General features: G+C 66.9%; 13 protein-coding genes. 10 read left to right on the top strand and 3 right to left on the bottom strand.

Translation table 11 applies throughout. The features are described 5' to 3' along the window. Positions 1-39: 39 nt before the first annotated feature. The 3 genes from ACODSU_RS09735 (at position 40) to ACODSU_RS09725 (ending at position 4,524) form a co-directional block, all read left to right on the top strand. On the top strand, positions 40-1,173 hold the full coding sequence (locus ACODSU_RS09735; protein ID WP_015013302.1) for a PilT/PilU family type 4a pilus ATPase: 1,134 nt from the start codon (positions 40-42) through the stop codon (positions 1,171-1,173). A gap of 14 nt (positions 1,174-1,187) precedes the next feature. Continuing rightward, a complete protein-coding gene (locus ACODSU_RS09730) occupies positions 1,188-3,587 on the top strand; it encodes a GspE/PulE family protein (protein WP_488842001.1) in 2,400 nt (799 codons plus the stop codon). 103 nt (positions 3,588-3,690) lie between these two features. Next, the gene (locus ACODSU_RS09725) at positions 3,691-4,524 is read left to right on the top strand and encodes an alpha/beta hydrolase (RefSeq protein WP_015013300.1); all 834 of its coding nucleotides are present in this window, start codon (positions 3,691-3,693) and stop codon (positions 4,522-4,524) included. A gap of 51 nt (positions 4,525-4,575) precedes the next feature. Here ACODSU_RS09725 and ACODSU_RS09720 read toward each other — a convergent pair whose 3' ends face one another. Beyond that, positions 4,576-5,958: a serine hydrolase domain-containing protein gene (locus ACODSU_RS09720; RefSeq protein ID WP_488841999.1), complete on the bottom strand. Its 1,383-nt coding sequence runs from the start codon at positions 5,956-5,958 to the stop codon at positions 4,576-4,578. Between the two features lie 235 nt (positions 5,959-6,193). Between ACODSU_RS09720 and ACODSU_RS09715 the strand changes: the two genes are divergently transcribed. Genes ACODSU_RS09715 through ACODSU_RS09705 form a run of 3 tightly spaced genes read left to right on the top strand, consistent with a single transcriptional unit; the run spans position 6,194 to position 9,070 of the window. Beyond that, the gene (locus tag ACODSU_RS09715) at positions 6,194-7,435 is read left to right on the top strand and encodes a multidrug effflux MFS transporter (protein ID WP_488841997.1); all 1,242 of its coding nucleotides are present in this window, start codon (positions 6,194-6,196) and stop codon (positions 7,433-7,435) included. Continuing rightward, a complete protein-coding gene (gene miaA, locus ACODSU_RS09710; protein WP_488841995.1) occupies positions 7,422-8,423 on the top strand; it encodes a tRNA (adenosine(37)-N6)-dimethylallyltransferase MiaA in 1,002 nt (333 codons plus the stop codon). Before ACODSU_RS09715 ends, miaA begins: the two co-directional genes overlap by 14 nt. After that, positions 8,420-9,070: an ABC transporter ATP-binding protein gene (locus ACODSU_RS09705; protein ID WP_488841993.1), complete on the top strand. Its 651-nt coding sequence runs from the start codon at positions 8,420-8,422 to the stop codon at positions 9,068-9,070. Before miaA ends, ACODSU_RS09705 begins: the two co-directional genes overlap by 4 nt. Before the next feature lie 36 nt (positions 9,071-9,106). Here ACODSU_RS09705 and ACODSU_RS09700 read toward each other — a convergent pair whose 3' ends face one another. Further along, positions 9,107-9,535: an Hsp20/alpha crystallin family protein gene (locus tag ACODSU_RS09700; protein ID WP_488841991.1), complete on the bottom strand. Its 429-nt coding sequence runs from the start codon at positions 9,533-9,535 to the stop codon at positions 9,107-9,109. Between the two features lie 170 nt (positions 9,536-9,705). On the opposite strand from ACODSU_RS09700, the gene ACODSU_RS09695 reads away from it, so the two are divergent. The 4 genes from ACODSU_RS09695 to ACODSU_RS09680 all read left to right on the top strand — a co-directional run bounded on the left by ACODSU_RS09695 (position 9,706) and on the right by ACODSU_RS09680 (position 15,271). After that, positions 9,706-12,399, top strand: coding sequence for an ABC transporter permease (locus ACODSU_RS09695; protein WP_488842170.1), 2,694 nt, complete (start codon positions 9,706-9,708; stop codon positions 12,397-12,399). Positions 12,400-12,532: 133 nt separating this feature from the next. Continuing rightward, positions 12,533-12,895 carry a hypothetical protein gene (locus ACODSU_RS09690; protein WP_488841989.1) on the top strand — a complete coding sequence of 121 codons (363 nt, stop codon included), beginning with the start codon at positions 12,533-12,535 and terminating at the stop codon, positions 12,893-12,895. Between the two features lie 106 nt (positions 12,896-13,001). After that, complete coding sequence (locus ACODSU_RS09685) at positions 13,002-14,078, top strand: PLP-dependent cysteine synthase family protein (protein ID WP_488841987.1); 1,077 nt, start codon at positions 13,002-13,004, stop codon at positions 14,076-14,078. Positions 14,079-14,098: 20 nt separating this feature from the next. Then, a complete protein-coding gene (locus ACODSU_RS09680; RefSeq protein WP_488841985.1) occupies positions 14,099-15,271 on the top strand; it encodes a lipocalin-like domain-containing protein in 1,173 nt (390 codons plus the stop codon). A 56-nt stretch (positions 15,272-15,327) separates the two neighbouring features. Here ACODSU_RS09680 and ACODSU_RS09675 read toward each other — a convergent pair whose 3' ends face one another. Continuing rightward, positions 15,328-16,329: a branched-chain amino acid ABC transporter permease gene (locus ACODSU_RS09675; protein WP_015013289.1), complete on the bottom strand. Its 1,002-nt coding sequence runs from the start codon at positions 16,327-16,329 to the stop codon at positions 15,328-15,330. Between the last annotated feature and the right edge of the window lie 9 nt (positions 16,330-16,338).

The raw sequence follows: 16,338 nt of genomic DNA, 5'->3' as shown, positions 1-16,338 counted from the left end.
GCACCTGGAAACAAATACGCACACTTTTGGGAGTCCGGCATGGAAATCTTCAGCTTCTTGAACGTCATGGTCGAAAAAGGAGGCTCGGACCTCTTTTTCAGTGTCGGCGCGCCGGTCAATCTCAAGATCGAAGGGGTCACACACCCGTTGAAGATGCCCGCCTTGCTGCCCGGCCAGGTCAAGCAACTGGCCTACTCGGTGATGAACGAAAAGCAGATCGGCGAGTTCGAGGCCAAGCAGGAGATGAACCTGTCGATCTCGGCCGAGAACCTGGGGCGCTTCCGGGTGAACGTTTTTGTGCAGCGCGGCGAAACCGGCATGGTGGTGCGCTACATCAAGAACAAGATCCCGCCGCTGGCCGCGCTGGGTCTGCCTCCGGTGCTGGAAAAGCTGGTGCTGCGCAAGCGCGGCCTGGTGCTGGTGACCGGCGCCACCGGCTCGGGCAAATCGACCACGCTGGCGTCGATGATCAACTACCGCAACGAGAACGTGACGGGCCACATCCTCACCATCGAAGACCCGCTGGAGTTTTTGCACGCGCACAAGCGCTCGGTGGTGGACCAGCGCGAGGTGGGCATCGACACGCAGTCGTACGAAGAAGCCCTGAAGAACGCGCTGCGCGAGGCACCCGACGTGATCATGATCGGCGAGATCCGCGACCGCAACACCATGAAGCAGGCCATTGCCTATGCCGAGACGGGCCACCTGTGCCTGTCCACGCTGCACGCCAACAACGCCAACCAGGCCATGGAGCGGGTCATCAACTTCTTCCCTGAAGATGCCCACCACCAGCTGCTGATGGACCTGAGCCTGAACCTGGCCGGCGTGATCTCGCAGCGCCTGATCCCCGGCCTGCACGAAAAGCTGGTGCCTGCGGTGGAGGTGATGCTCAATTCGCCCTACATCGCGGACCTGATCGCCAAGGGCGAGTTCTCGGGCATCAAGGAGGCCATGGGCCACAGCACCGAGATCGGCATGTGCACCTTTGACCAGGCGCTGTACCAGCTCTACACCGACGGCCGCATCTCGCTGGATGAGGCGCTGCACAACGCCGACTCGCGCACCGACCTGGCGCTGCGCGTGCGCCTGGCGGCGGGCGTGACCACGCAGGATGCGGGGGACCTTTCCATCGACACTTCCTCGCCCATGCAGTCGGCCTCGCGGCTGTCGTGACGGGCAGCGCGCGCATGCAGCACTGGCCGTTTCCGCCGTTCTTTCGCGACGCGCGGCCGGCCGACGCCCTGACACCGGCAGACGCCATCGTCTTCACAACAGGCGGGGACACCCGCCACGGTGTGCTGGAGCAGTTTGATCCGCAGGCACAACGCGCCGTGCTGATGCCGCCAGAGGGCACGGCAGCGGTGACACTGCCGTTTGCGGCCATCAAGAGCATCCAGCTGATGCCACCCATTCCGCTGGCGGCCGATACCGACCTGACGGCGCGTTACCAGGCCGCCGGGGGACACGAAGTCAACACCACATCGCGCCCCTTCACCGTGCAATTCATCGACGGTGAAAACCTGCGCGGCGAGACCAAGGGCTTTGTCAAAACCCGCCAGGGCCTGTTCTTCTACCTGACCACCGACGCGGTGCACTGCGTGCGGATATTCATCCCCACCACGGCACTGCGCAGCTACCAGGTGGGCGGCCTGCTGGGCCAGCACCTGATCCAGTCGAACCTGGTCAGCGCCGACACGGTGCAACTGGCCCTGACCGAGCAGGAGCGGCGGCGGCAAGGCCCCTCCGCCAACGGAGAACCCATCCGCAGCCCGGCGCAGCTGGCCGGCCAGATCACCCAGATCGGCAGTTTTGTGCCCGTGCGGCTGGGTGACCTCCTCATCAACCGGGGGCTGGTGAGCAACGACCAGATGCGGGATGCCCTCACGCTGATGCAGCGGGGCAACAAGCACCTGCTGGGCAACATCCTGGTGGAGATGGGCGCGCTGAGCCGGGCACAGCTGACCGAGGTGGTGGCGCAGCAGTTCAGCATTCCGATGGTGGCGCTGGACGGCTTTGTGGTGCAGCCCGAGGTGCTGCGCCTGGTGCCCAAGGAATACGCGGTAGAGCACCAGGTGCTGCCCCTGCTGGTCAGCGACAAGAGCCTGGTGGTGGCGGTGGAAAGCCCGGTGGATGCCGACTACCTGGACGAGCTGCGGTTCTCGGCCCAGAAGCAGGTGGTGCCCGTCATTGCCAACCCGGACGAACTGGCGGCGCGCATCACGGTGGAATACTCCAAGGTGGGCATGGACCGCACCGATCTGTCGATCGAGGAAGAGCTGCGGCAACTGTCCCAGCGACTCACGGCCAGCGACACATCGCCGGGCCACCCAGACCTGCAGCGGCAGGTGTCCGACAACGACAGCCTGGTGGTGCGGCTGGTCAACAAGACCATCCTGGACGCCCAGGCACGGGGCGCGTCGGACATCCACATCGAGGCCTACCCCGAGGAGCAGCCCACACTGATCCGGCTGCGCGTGGACGGCGATTTGACCGAATACATGCGCATCCCGTTCGTGCTGCGCGCGGCGCTGCTGTCGCGCATCAAGATCATGGCCAACTTGGACATCTCCGAGCACCGACTGCCGCAGGACGGAAAGATCGACTTCTCGCGCTTCGGCCACACCAAGCTGGAGCTGCGCGTGGCCGTGCTGCCCACCACCAACGGGCTGGAAGACATCGTGATGCGGCTCCTGGCATCGTCCAAACCCATCCCGCTGGCCAAGCTGGGCATGGATGGCGCCCTGGTCGAACAACTGCAGCAGATGGTGCACCGCAGCTACGGCCTGATCCTGGTGTGTGGGCCCACCGGGTCGGGCAAGACCACCACCCTGCACTCGCTGCTGGCCGAGGTGAACCACCCGGACACCAAGATCTGGACGGCTGAAGACCCCATCGAGATCACGCACCATGGCCTGCGCCAGATCCAGATGCACCCGCGCATCGGGCTCACGTTTGCCACCGCCATGCGCGCCTTTTTGCGGGCCGACCCCGACGTCATCATGGTGGGCGAAATGCGCGACAGTGAAACCGCCCACATCGCCATCGAGGCCTCGCTGACCGGCCACATGGTGATGTCCACCCTGCACACCAACAGCGCGCCCGAGAGCGTGATCCGCATGCTGGACATGGGGCTGGACCCTTTCAACTTTGCCGACGCGCTGGTGGGGGTGCTGAGCCAGCGACTGGCGCGCCGCCTGTGCCCCGACTGCAAGCAGCCCTACACCCCGGACGCCGACGAGCTGCAGCAGATCGCCACCGACTACGCGGCCGGCACCGGCCTGGCGCCCGAGAGCCTGCTGGCGCCCTGGCGCAGCCGCTTTGTCCCCGCAGGGGCATCGGACTGGGTGCTGTACCGTGCCCAAGGGTGCAACCATTGCGACCACACGGGCTACAAAGGCCGCGTGGGCATCTACGAGCTCATGGCCGCCTCGCCAGGCATCAAGAAGCTGATCCAGACCCGTGCGCCAGTGGACCAGCTGTTTGAGGCCGCCACCGCGCAGGGCATGCTGCGGCTGCTGCAGTACGGGTTGCTCAAGGTGCTGGAGGGCGTGACCGACCAGCGCAGCGTGCGCGGAGCCTGCTCCTGAACCCCAGAGCCCACGGGCGATCTCGCAGGGGATCGTCCATAGGGCCTTCCAATACCCTCCGTCCTCACCGAACTTTTGCACCGGGACCAGAATCTCTCGGACGATGAAACGAATCCCTCTCCTTGCATCTCTTGCGCTGGCAGTGGCCGTGAGCGTGGGTTGCGCCACCCTTGACGCCAAACAGCGCGAATGGATCTTCCAGCCCAGCGACCGCAGCTGGGGCGGCGCGCCGTCCACCGAAGGCATGCAGGACGTGTGGATCGAATTCACCTCCGACACCACCGGCAAGGCCGAGCGCCTGCACGGGCTGTGGTTGCCCCACACAAAGGCCAGCGCGCCGGTGATGCTGTACCTGCACGGCGCGCGCTGGAACGTGGCGGGCTCTTCAGGCCGCATCCGGCGCATGCAGGAGCTGGGCTTTTCGGTGCTGGCCATCGACTACCGGGGCTTTGGGCGCAGCAGCGCAGGCCTGCCGTCCGAAGCCACCGCCGCCGAGGACGCCCGTGCCGCCTGGAACTGGCTGGCCGAGCAGCACCCGGACAAGCCCCGCTACATCTTCGGCCACTCGCTGGGCGGCGCCATCGCCATCGACCTGGCACGCCAGGTGCCGGATGAAAAGGGCACCATCGTCGAAGGCACTTTCACCAGCATCCCCGACGTGGTCAGCACCTTCAAGTGGGGCTGGTTGCCTGTGTCACCGCTCATCACGCAGCGGTTTGAATCCATCCGCAAGGTGGCCGACATCGGCTCGCCGCTGCTGGTGGTGCATGGCAGCGACGACAGCCTGATCCGCCCCGCGCTCGGCCGCCAGCTGTACGAGGCAGCGCGAGAACCCAAGCAGTTTGTACTGGTGGAAGGCGGCTCGCACCACAACACCAACTCTGTGGGGCAGCGGCAGTACCGTGAGGCCGTGGCCTCGCTGTTTCACCTGAAGTAGGCGCAGCGGGTCGACGCGACATTTCGGCCGCGACGTCCCAACTGCGCAATGTCAACGGCGCACCGCCAGCGCCAGCGCCGCCCAGGCCTTGAGGGTGAGCGGGTGGGTAAAGCCTGCCCCCGCCACAGGGTGGGACGACAGCTTGACCACCACCATCTCGGCAGCCGGATTCACGTGGATGAACTGGCCGTGGATGCCCGCAGCCTCGTAGGCACCATCGGCGTTGTGCAGCACCCACCACTGGTTGCGGTAGCTGTAGCCGGGCCGAAAGGCCATGCCACCCATCTTGAACTTCTCGCGGTCGCCGCCCTTGGCGGTGTCGTTGATCACGGCCTTGTCAAAAATCTTCTGGCCGTTGAAGCTGCCGCCCAGGCGCAGCATCTCGCCAAACCGCGCCAGGTCGCGCGCCGTGGCGTTGAGGCCTGCGCCCTGCAGCGGCGTGCCCACGCTGTCCACCATCACATGCGCATCTTCCTCGGTGCCCAGCTTTTGCCAGATGTTGTCGCTCATCAACTCCGCCCAGTGTTTGCCAGTGGCGCGCGACACGATCCAGCCCAGCACCTCCGAATGCACGGTGCGGTACACAAACCCGGCGCCGTGTTCGCCTTCCTTCTTGAGCGTCTTGAGGAAGTCGTACACATTGGTCGGCCCCTGGTAGCCCGGCGGACGGGGCAGCAGACCGCTGGACCAGCTGTTGCCAAAGATCTCGGTGGTCGGGTCGGTGTAGACCTCGCGGAAGCGCACGGCGCCCGTCATGTCCATCACATCGCGCACCTTCATGTCGCCCCAGGCCGATTCGGCCAGCTCCGGCACGTACTTGGTCACCAGCGCCTCGGGGTCGATCTTGCCCTCGTGCGCCAGCTGCGCCGCCATGAGCCCGGTGAACGACTTGGTGACCGAGAACAGCAGATGCGGCGAGTAGGGCTTCATCTGGTTGTCGTAGCGCTCGTACACCACGCGGCCCTTGTGCATCACCACCAGCGCATCGGTGTAGGTACGGGTGAACCATTGGTCCACCGTGATGGGCTGGCCCTTGTCGTCATCGAATGCCACAGCGCCCAGTGGTCGTGGGTCGGCCGGCAGCGCCGACGGCGCGGCACCGCCCCGGCGGATATTGCGCGTGGGCTGCAGCTCGCGCAGGTGCTGCACAGCCCAGCGCAGCTGCGGGTATTTGTAGGAGTTGCTCAGGTCCACCCGCTGCGCCCCCTCGGGCGGGAAGGTGCTCATGTAGCCCAGCTTGTCCAGCGTCACAGTCTCTGGCGCAGGCAATGCCGGGGCCTGCGCCTGGGCTGGGGCCGACAAGGCCACACCCAGCGCCGCCACGGCGCAAGCGGTTTGCCACAGCGTTGCAGCGGCTGTGCCAGAACGCCGGGGCGGTGCAGAGCGCACTGAGGGATGGGGGTACGCCAAGGAGGCGCTGTGGATCTTGTGCATGTCTTGTCTCCTCTTTATGTTGCGTTGTGCAGCATCTGGGCGCGGCAACCCTCAGAACAGCGTCCAAGGCCAGTCGATCCGCCAGCCACCGCGCCACCATGGTGCTTCGCCTCGCGCTCGCCAGGATGTCACCGGGGCGACCTTTGTCACACACAAATCTGCGCAAGTTCTCACAGGCCCACGGCAATCAACCTGCCAGTGGCGCGCCCACCCCTTCTGGTACGCTCAGACAGATATGTCTGCCCCCTCCGCCACCGCAGCGTCTGCGGCCGCCCCTGTCTCGATCCATCCCGGCCTGGCCATTCTGGTGCTGGCCCTGCTGCTGTCCATCCAGCCTGTCACCACCGACCTGTATCTGCCCGCCCTGCCCGCGCTCACCCGCAGCCTGGGCGCCCCCATGGCGGCCGCGCAGCTCACGCTCAGCGGGCTGTTGCTGGCGTTCGGTTGCTCGCAAATGGTGTGGGGCCCGCTGTCTGACCGCTTTGGCCGCCGCCCCGTCCTGCTGGCAGGGCTCGCCATCTACACCGTGGCCTCGCTGGGCAGCGCCTTTGCGCCGACCATGGGCCTGCTGATTCTGTGGCGCATCGCCCAGGGGGCTGCCATGGGCGCCGTGGTGATGTGCGCGCGCGCCATCGTGCGCGACCTGTACAGCCCGCTGGAGGGCGCGCGTGCCATGTCCAAGGCGCTCACGGGGCTGGGCATCGTGGCCTGCATCTGCGCGCCCATGGGGGGCCTGCTGAGCGAATGGCTGGGCTGGCGCGCTGCGCTGCTGGCACTCACGGTGTACGCCGTGGTCACACTGGCGCTAGTGGCCTTGCGCTTGCCCGAGACCCTGTCCCATCGCAACCCGCAGGCCCTGCAGCCCCGTGCGCTGGTGAGCACCTGGCTGCACGTGCTGCGCAACCCCACCTTCTGGGCGTTCTCGCTGCAGACCACCGCCACTTACGGCGGCCTGTTCACGTTTCTGGCGTCGTCCTCGTTCGTCTACATCGATGTACTGGGCCTCAGCCGCACGATGTATGGCTGGGTCATGGCCTCGGCCTGCGTGGCCTACTTTGGGGGCACCTTTGTGTGCCGCGCGCTGCTGGCGCGCTTTGGCTTGCAGCGCACCGTCGCCATTGCCGGGGCCTTGAGCGCCGGGGGCGGCACGCTGATGGCGCTGGTGGCCTGGATGGGCTGGCACAACCCCTGGGCGCTGACGCTGCCGTTCTACCTGTTCATGCTGGCGCACGGCATTCACCAGCCCTGCGGGCAAAGCGGCGCGGTGGGGCCCTTCCCCAAGGCGGCCGGCGTGGCATCGGCACTGAACGGTTTCATGATGATGCTGGCGGCGTTTGCCATCGGCGGCTGGCTGGGGATGCGGCTCGATGGCACGGTGTGGCCGCTGGTCAATGGCATCTGGTTCTGGTCGGTGGCACTGGCCGTGATCTCGTGGACCCTGGTGCAGAAGTTTGGAGCGCCCCGTGAGCACGCCTGACACCCTCCCCACCATCGCCCTGGCGGGCCCCACAGCATCCGGCAAGACGGCCGGTGCGCTGGCGCTAGCTGCCGTGCTGGGCAAGCAGGGCCGGCCGGTCGAGATCATCAGCGTGGACTCGGCCCTGGTGTACCGGGGCATGGACATCGGCACCGCCAAACCCACAGCCGCTGAGCGAGCCGCCGTGCCCCACCACCTCATCGACATCCGCGACCCGCTGCAGGCCTACAGCGCGGCCGAGTTTGTGCAAGACGCCACCCGGCTCATCGCCGAGATCCGCGCGCGTGGCGCACTGCCGCTGCTGGTGGGTGGCACCATGCTGTACTTCAAGGCGCTGTTTGATGGCATAGACGACATGCCCGCCGCCGACCCCGAGGTGCGCGCCAAGATCGAAGCCCAGGCGGCCGAGCAAGGCTGGCCCGCCCTGCACGCCGAGCTGGCGCGCGTGGACCCGGTGACGGCCGCACGCCTGGCCCCCGGCGACAGCCAGCGCATCCAGCGCGCGCTGGAGGTGTGGCATGTCTCGGGCCAGCCGCTGTCGAGCTTTCACACTACCAAAACAGGAGCTAACAGCGCTTTACCAGAAAGCGCCAGAGCCCTTTTTTCCTTGGAGCCCGACAACCGGGCCTGGCTGCACGAGCGCATCGCTCAGCGTTTTGACGCCATGCTGGCCGGTGGCTTCATTGACGAGGTCACGGCCCTGCGCGCACGCGGCGACCTGCACCCCGACCTGCCCTCGATGCGCTGCGTGGGCTACCGGCAGGTGTGGGAAGAACTCGACTTCCAGGCCAGCCGCCCCGCTGGCACGCCGTTGAACACTGCCTTCCTGCGAGAGCGCGGCATTGCCGCCACGCGCCAGCTGGCCAAGCGCCAGATCACCTGGCTGCGCAGCATGCCGCAGCGCCACGCCGTCGCCTGCGATCAGCCCCATGCCGTGGCTCACCTGGTGCAGGCCGTGCTGCAGCGCCTGGAGCAGCGCACACCATGACGCTGCTGCGTGTGCAGAACCTGGGCAAGCACTACGGCAGCACGCCGGTGTTTGCCAACGTGCAGTTCGCCGTGGCGCCGGGCGAGTTTGTGGCCATTGTGGGCGACTCGGGCGTGGGCAAGTCCACGCTGCTCAACTGTCTGGCGGGGCTGGACCACTGGGACACGGGCCACATCACGCACGGCACCACCGACTTGGGCGCGCTGGACGACACCCAGCGCGCCCTGTGGCGGCGGGCGCATGTGGGGTTTGTGTTCCAGGCGTTTCATGTGCTGCCACACCTGGACGTGGCACAGAACGTGGCGCTGCCGCTGATGCTGCTCGAACAGCCAGACCCGGCCCGCGTGCAGCAGATGCTGGCGGCCGTGGGCCTGGGCGAGATGGGCGGCCGACTGCCGCAGCAGCTCAGCGGCGGGCAACTGCAGCGCGTGGCCATTGCCCGCGCCCTGGTGCACCGCCCTGCCCTGCTGATGGCCGACGAGCCCACCGGCAACCTGGACCCCACCACCGCCGCCCGCGTGATGGACCTGCTGCTCGCGCAGACGCGCGAGCACGGTGCATCGCTGGTGCTGGTCACGCACTCCGACGCCGCCGCAGCGCGGGCCGACCGGGTGCTGCGCCTCACGGCCAGCGGCATCGCCGAATAGGCGGAGCCCCATTGCAGCCAAAGCGGCTGCGGGCTCTTACTCGATGTTCAGCCGCTGGGCTGCATTGTTCACCTTCTTGGGCAAGGTCAACGTCAGCACGCCGTTGTCATACTTGGCCTTGGCCTGCGCAGCGTCCACATCGGCCGGCAGCTGAAAGCTGCGCGCCACGGCGCCAAAGTAGCGCTCGCTGCGCAGCACCTTTTCACCTTCGCGCTTTTCATCGTGCTGGCGCACCTCGGCGCGCAGGCTCACCACATTGCCTTCTAGCGAGACATGGATGTCCTCCTTGGCCACGCCGGGCACTTCGGCCTGCACCGTGTAGCCGCTTTCAGTTTCCTTCACATCCACCTTGATCTGGCTGGGCGAAGGCAGGTTGTCGCCATGCAGCGGGCGCACGTAAAAGCCGGGGGCAATGTCCTTGAAGAAGTCGTCAAACAGACTGCCACGGGTCACAAGAGAGTTCATGGTTTTGGCTCCTGAAAAGGGGTTGAAAGGCGTTGGTACAAACAACCGGGCCTGCGCAGGAGGGCAGACCCTGATGCCAAGATAGGCGCAGCCTTTCAGCACTTCAAGAGGGTGCAAAACGCAAGGTTGATATGCATCAAACGCTGCTGCACCGGTCCCCTGCGGCCACAATGCAGGCCATGCTCGCCCTGCTCCGCACCTTCTCCTGGCAAGACCTGCGCCACCACCCCTGGCGCAGCGCCGCAGCAGTGGCGGCCGTGATGCTGGGCGTGGCGCTGGCGTTTGCCGTGCATGTGATCAATGCGTCGGCGCTGGACGAGTTCTCGCAGGCCGTGCGCGCCGTCAACGGCCAGCCCGACCTGGAGCTGCGCGCCATGCAGGGCAGCCTGCCCGAGGCCCTGTACGAACGCCTGGCCGCCGACGCACAGGTGGCCCGCGCCAGCCCGCTGCTGGAGCTGTCGGCCGTGGCGCAGGCAGCCACCACGGCGGTCACCAATGCAGCGGGCGCCAAGGACCAGTCCCCTCGTACTCCCACTCCCATCCGCGTGCTCGGCGCCGATGCACTGCTGCTGCCCACCACAGCCCCGGCGCTGGTGCCACGCCCCTGGGACAGCGCCGACCGGTTCGCCCTCTTCGCCCCCGCCACGGTGTTCCTCAACACGGCCGCGCTGCAGGCACTGGGGCTGCCTGCCACTGCACCCTCTGCATCGTCACCCCTGCCCCGCCTTACGCTGCAGGTGGGCTTGCAACCGGCACTCACCGTGCAGGTGGCAGGCACCGTGACCGCCGGCGGCGCGCCGCTGGCCGTGATGGACATTGGCGCCGCGCAAGACCTGTTTGGCCGCGCGGGTGCACTCACCCGCATCGACCTGCAACTGCAGCCCGGCACCGACCGCGCCGCGTGGGAGGCCACGCTGCGCGCGCGGCCCGGCTGGCCCGCTAACCTGGTGCTGGCGCAGCCCGGCGATGCCACCCAGCGCATCAGTAACCTGTCGCGCGCCTACCGGGTCAACCTGACGGTGCTGGCGCTGGTGGCGCTGTTCACCGGGGCGTTTCTGGTGTTCTCGGTGCTGGCCCTTAGCGTGGCGCAGCGCGGGCCGCAGTTTGCGTTGCTGGCCGTTCTGGGCGCCACACCGCGCCAGCGGCTGGCGCTGGTGCTGGCGGAGTCGGCCGCCTTGGGCCTGCTGGGCAGCGTGCTGGGCATTGCCCTGGGCACCGCGCTGGCGGCCACGGCGTTGCAACTGCTGGGCGGCGACCTGGGCGGCGGCTACTTTGCGGGCGTGCGGCCTGCGCTGCAATGGAGCGCCCCCGCCGCCCTGGTGTACGGGGCACTCGGCGTGGCGGCCGCCTTGGCAGGTGGCTGGTGGCCCGCCCGCGCCGCGCAGACACTGCCCCCAGCCCAAACCCTGAAAGGCCTCGGCGCCGCAGCCAGCCAGGCGGACCAAGGCACCGTCGGTATCGTTTTGATAGCTACCGGGGCACTGCTCACTAGCGCTCCACCCGTATTTGGCATTCCACTGGCCGCTTACGTCGCCATTGCGCTGCTGTTGGTGGGGGGCATTGCCCTGCTGCCCTGGGGCATGGCGCGGTTGCTGGCGTGGCTGCAGCCCCTGGCCGCGCGCCACGCGCTGCCACTGCTGGCGCTGGAGCGCGCGCGGCGCATGCGCGGCAGCGCGGCCATCGCGGTGGGCGGCGTGGTCGCATCCCTCAGCCTGGCCGTGGCGCTGACGGTGATGGTGTCCAGCTTTCGCGGCTCGGTCACGCAGTGGCTGGACGCGGTGCTGCCGTCGCCGCTGTACGTGCGCTCGGCCATTGGTGGGGGTAGCACGGGCGGCGGTGAGGCCGCGTTGCTGCCTGCGGGCTTTGCAGAAGCGGTGGCCCAGCTGCCAGGGTTGGACCGTGTGCAGCCCCTGCGCGCCAGCCCGCTGCAGCTGTCCCCCACCCTGCCCGCCCTCACGGTGCTGAACCGCCCCTTGGGCGATGAGCCAGCGCAGACCCTGCCCCTGGTGGGCGAGGCCCTGCCCGTGCCCCCCGGCCGCACCGGCGTGTACATCAGCGAGGCCGTGGTGGACCTGTACGGCCTGCGCCCTGGCATGGAGTGGCCTGCACTTTCCAAGGCTTTTAGCGCCCAAGCGCTAGAGAATCATGCGCCAGCAGCTATCTTTTACATAGCAGGCATCTGGCGCGACTACGCCCGGCAAACCGGCGCCGTGGTGATAGACCGCGCTGTGTGGCTGCGCCTGACCGGCGACAGCCGCACCAGCGACCTGGCCCTGTGGCCCAGCGAGGGCACCGATGTGTCGGCCCTGCAGGCGTCCATCCGCGCGCTCGCTGCAAAGCAAGCTGGCCGCCAACCCTCCACTGCAGCGGGTGCCACCACGGGCGACAGCGAGGCTCTGGTGGAGTTCAGCTCCGCCGCCACCATCCGCGAGCGCTCGCTGCGCATCTTCGACCGCAGCTTCGCCGTCACCTACTGGCTGCAGGCCGTCGCCATCGGCATCGGCCTGTTCGGCGTGGCCGCCAGCTTCAGCGCCCAGGTGCTGGCGCGGCGCAAGGAGTTCGGCCTGCTCGCCCACCTGGGCCTCACGCGGCGGCAGATCCTGACCGTGGTGGCTAGCGAAGGCGCCGCGTGGACGGCGGTGGGTGCAGCGGCGGGCGTGCTGCTGGGGCTGGCGGTGTCGGTCGTGCTGGTGCACGTGGTCAACCCGCAGAGTTTTCACTGGACGATGGATCTGGCGGTGCCGGGGGGGAGGTTGCTGGGGTTGTGTGCTGCGGTGGTGGCGTCAGGCACGGTGACCGCGTGGCTGGCGGGGCGGGCGGCGGCGGGGAGGGATGCGGTGATGGCGGTGAAGGAGGATTGGTGAGCTTGCTCATCGGAAAGCCGTGAGCAGCTTGAGCTGCGAGGCTGTTGACCGATTGCCCTGGGGCTGGTCATCATTGACCCACTCGAAGTTTTGCCTTTATCGTCCTCCGACGCCCTTAACCCAGGAGTTTCCAATGAACCTTCGTCAAGGACTGCTCTGCGTCACCATGTTGGCCGCACTTTCTGCAAACGCGATGGATGGCGCCATCACCAAAGAAGAGTTCGATCAGATCGTAGTCAGCCCCTTCAAGGCGACTCATGCCAAGAATGGCACTGTGATTGAGGTACACCTCAAGGCAGATGGTTCGGTGGTGGCCCGACAGGGCTACAACGATGTGGGTACTTGGCGAAGGGACGGCGATGCAGGCTATTGCGTTCGGTGGAACAAACAACGCTTTGACGATCGCTGCTCGACCTTTGTGAAGCGTGAGGGGAAATTGGCTCTCAACTCCCCCACCGGAGAGCTGACTTGGTGGGTTGAGTCGCTACCGAAATAGCGCCACGGGGTGCTACGCCGGTTGCCGCTTATGTAAGCGTAGTGCACCAGATTTTCGGAGTAGTGCCGCTACGGGCACAAGGCATATGGACTGCGACAATGCATGCATGCAGACTCCGCCCCCTTCACTCTCCGCCAGCGCCCGCTGGCTTCACGAAGCCATCGCCCGCATCGAAGCCGACTACCAGCGCAGTGCCGACACCCACCTGATCCCGCTGCGCCTGCCCGCCTTCGCGGCCCACGGCATCGACCTGTACCTCAAGGACGAATCCACCCACCCCACGGGCAGCCTGAAGCACCGGCTGGCACGGTCACTCTTCCTGTACGCGCTGTGCAATGGCTGGGTGCACGAGGGCTCGACCATCGTCGAATCCTCCAGCGGCTCCACGGCGGTGAGCGAGGCCTACTTTGCGCGGCTGCTGGGGCTGCCGTTTGTGGCGGTGATGCCGCGCAGCACGTCGCCCGAGAAGATTGCGCAGATCGAGTTTCATGGCGGGCGTTGCCACTTTGTGGACAGCGCGGGCGCTGTGTATGACGCGGCCCGTGCGATTGCCGAGGAGACGGGCGGTCACTACATGGACCAGTTCACGTATGCCGAGCGCGCGACCGACTGGCGGGGTAACAACAACATTGCCGAGAGCATGTTCACGCAGATGGCGCGCGAGCCGCACCCTGTGCCGCGCTGGATCGTGGTGGGCGCGGGCACGGGCGGCACCAGCGCCACCATTGGCCGCTATGTGCGCTACCAGCGCCATGCCACGCAGGTGTGTGTGGCCGACCCGGCGGGGTCGGTGTTCAGCGCCTACCACTGCACTGGTGATGCGCAGCTGACGGCGCCAGGATCGCGCATTGAAGGCATTGGCCGCCCGCGTGTGGAGCCGAGCTTTATCCGCACGCTGGTAGACCGTATGGTGGATGTGGCGGACTGCGAGTCCATCGCCGCCATGCGTGCGCTGTCGCAGTTGCTGGGGCGGCGCGTGGGCCCGTCCACGGGCACCAACTTTGTGGCCATGCTCACGCTGGCCAGCGAGATGCGCGAGCGTGGCGAGCGCGGCTCCATCCTGTCGCTGCTGTGCGATGCGGGCGAACGGTATCTGCCCACGTACTTCGACCAGGCATGGGTGGACCGCACGTTTGGCGATTGCTCGGCTGCGCAGCAGAAGGTGGATGGCCTGATCGGTTGATGCCAGACACGCACCGCACCATGCCCTCCCAAGCATTGCCCCCAGGTTCTTCGCCGTTTGCCCCCGGCCCCATAGTCACGCGCCGGCAATGGCTGGCCCAGCAGATGCCCTGGGGTCTGGCGGCCGCGGTGGGGGCTGTGGGGTGGTTGCCCCCCGCCGCGCATGCCTTGCCGGCACGCACGCTGGTCTTTCCGCGTGACCACGGCAGCCACCCGGAGCTGCGCACCGAGTGGTGGTACATCACCGGCCATGTGCAGGCGCAGGGGCAACCCTGGGGTTTCCAGGTCACGTTCTTTCGCTCGCGGGTGGATGGCACGCAGCAGCTGCAGTCCGCCTTTGCGGCCAAACACTTGCTGTTTGCCCACGCCGCCATCACCGATGTGCGAGGCCAGCGCCTAGTGCATGACCAGCGGATTGCGCGTGCTGGTTTTGGGGTGGCGCAGGCCAGTGAGGCCGACACCCGCATCCGCCTGCAGGACTGGACGCTGGAGCGCAGCAACACCGCACGCGGCAAGCCAGACTTTGCAGCCAGCCGCTACACCACCCACATTGTGGGCAGCGAGTTTGGGCTGGACCTGGTGTTTGACAGCACCCAGCCCGTGCTGCTGCAGGGGCAGCAAGGGCTGTCCCGCAAGGGGCCGGACGCCGAGCAGGCCAGCTACTACTACAGCCAGCCCCAGCTCGCCGTCAGCGGCACGTTGCAGGTGGGCAGCAAGCGCATGGCGGTGACGCCCGACACCGGCCGCGCCTGGATGGACCACGAGTGGAGCGAGGCACTGCTGCACCCAGACGCCCAGGGGTGGGACTGGATTGGCATGAACCTGCATGATGGCAGTGCGCTCACCGCCTTCCGCCTGCGGCGGGCTGATGGCACTGCGTTGTGGGCGGGTGGATCGTGGCGGGCGCCCGGGCAGCCGGTGCAGGTGTTTGGGGCGCAGTCTGTGGCGTTCACCCCCTTGCGGTGGTGGACCAGCCCACGCAGTGGCGCGCGCTACCCGGTGCAATGGCAAGTGCAAACGCCCGCAGGTACTTTTGCCGTGAATGCGCTGCTGGAAAGCCAGGAGTTGGACAGCAGCGGATCGACGGGTGCGATCTATTGGGAAGGGCTGTCGGACCTGATGGGTGCCACAGGCCAGCCCGTGGGCAGGGGTTACCTGGAGATGACCGGATATGCAAAGCCGCTGCGCCTGTGAAGGCTGCAGCGGCTTGATGTCAGAAAGATACCGCCAGATCGGGCGGTGTCACTTCTTCAATGCTTGGCAGAGTTGCCTGCGCGGCGTTGTGCCAGCCAGGCGATGATCTCGCCCATGATGCCGCGGCGGAAGGCCAGCACGCAGATCACGAAGATCAGGCCCGTGACCATGGTGACAGACTCGCCCAGGGTCTTGAACCATTCCACACTGGTCAGAGCGGCGAGCAGATTGCCAAACTCGCCAATCTTGTTCTCCAGCAGCACCACCACGGCCGAGCCGATGAGCGGGCCCGACAGCGTGCCCAGGCCACCCACCAGCGTCATCAAGATGACCTGACCCGAGGCCGTCCAGTGCACGTCTGACAGCGTTGCAAAGCCCAGCACCAGCGTTTTGAGCGCACCGGCGAGACCCGCAAGGGCAGCCGACAGCACAAAAGCGAGCAGCTTGAAGCGGTGCGTGTCGTAGCCCAGTGAAATGGCGCGGGGCTCGTTCTCCTTGATGCCCTTGAGCACCTGGCCAAACGGCGAGTGGATGGTGCGCACGATCAGCAGGAACGCAGCGACCACGATGACCAGCGCCACGTAGTACATGACCAAGTCACTCTTGAGGTCGATCACGCCAAAGAGCTTGCCGCGCGGCACGCCTTGCAGGCCGTCCTCACCGCCCGTGAAGGGAGCTTGCAGGCAGGCGAAGAACAGCATCTGCGCCAGCGCCAGCGTGATCATGGAGAAGTAGATGCCCTGGCGGCGAATGGCCAGCCAGCCAAACAGCAAGCCCAGCAGCGCGCCCCCGGCGGTGCCCAGCAGCAGGCCCACTTCAGGCGTCAGGCCCCACACCTTGATGGCGTGGCCGGCCACGTAGGCCGCGCCACCCAGGAAGGCCGCATGGCCGAAAGACAGCAGGCCGGTGTAACCAAGCAGCAGGTTGAACGCAGAAGCAAACAGTGCAAAGCACATGAGCTTCATCACAAAGACCGGATACGCACCGAGAAAAGGCGCGGCAATAAGGGCCAGCAACAGCAGGCCGTAACCAATGGTGGCAGTGTTCTTGGAATTCATGCTGGCAGC

Source organism: Acidovorax sp. FG48, assembly GCF_057809085.1.
This window is presented reverse-complemented; position numbering and strand designations above follow the sequence as displayed.